The organism is Croceitalea sp. P059 (assembly GCF_031846365.1).
Taxonomy (GTDB): domain Bacteria; phylum Bacteroidota; class Bacteroidia; order Flavobacteriales; family Flavobacteriaceae; genus Croceitalea; species Croceitalea vernalis.
Map to the genome: position 1 here is coordinate 1 of NZ_JAVRHW010000017.1, position 474 is coordinate 474.

The 474-nt window shown below is 42.0% G+C and carries 1 pseudogene; it reads left to right on the forward strand.

What is annotated here, in order from left to right:
• Positions 1 to 474, forward strand: a pseudogene (locus RM542_RS14815) (gliding motility-associated C-terminal domain-containing protein); the annotation flags it as partial.

The following is a 474-nucleotide window of genomic DNA, read 5'->3' on the forward strand; positions in this document are numbered from 1 at the left end:
CCCACAGATGGTTATGTAGGTCCAAGTGGTATTGACAGTGATAATGATGGATTGGATGATGCTTATGAAGGTGACGGCGATGCCGGTATTACTCCAGTAAATACTGATTCTAATGGTAAACCTGACTATTTAGACTACGATTCGGATGATGATTTGGTACCAGATAACAATGAGGGTAATGACTTTAATAACGATGGTATTCCAGACCAAGACTTTACAGGAGTTGATACAGATGGCGATGGATTGGATGACGGTTATGAGGGCTCAGATGTAGCTGATGGTTTTGATGTAAATGATGAGATTGATGACCCACAGAACGATTTACCAGATACCGATGGTACGGAGGATGTTAATTATCGTGATTTGGATGATGATGGAGATGGAATAGATACTCCAGATGAGGATGCAGATGGAGATGGCGACCCAACGAATGATGATAGTGATGATGATGGTACACCAGATTACCTAGACCCA